The following is a 351-nucleotide window of genomic DNA, read 5'->3' on the forward strand; positions in this document are numbered from 1 at the left end:
TAGCAATCACCTCTTTACCGCCTGCAGTAACACGCCCATGAACAGACTCAGTGATGCCAAAACCAGTTTCGATTGTCTCTTCAAAATCCTGAGTTCGGTATGAAAGACGACTTCTCATTAATTTTATGTGATTGAATGAAGGAAGCAGAGCCTCTAGCTTAGGATAGTGTTTTTTATTTGGATTTGTTTTACACAAGAATAAGTGAGCTTCTACATGCTGTCCTATTATGTTGACCTGCCCCCAGAATTAGATACAACCTTCAGTTAGTAATGTCGGTTGGTTTTTCTTCATATTTCCCGTTTCGCCAGCCCGCTGCAAATTCAGCCGGCGTCAGGTAATTCAGTGATGAA

The 351-nt window shown here is 41.6% G+C and carries 1 pseudogene; it reads right to left on the reverse strand.

From position 1 onward, the window contains the following. A pseudogene (locus CBW22_RS26875) lies at positions 1 to 214 on the reverse strand (ParA family protein); the annotation flags it as partial. Between the last annotated feature and the right edge of the window lie 137 nt (positions 215 to 351).

Source organism: Pantoea sp. VS1, assembly GCF_002207995.1.
Lineage (GTDB): Bacteria > Pseudomonadota > Gammaproteobacteria > Enterobacterales > Enterobacteriaceae > Pantoea > Pantoea dispersa.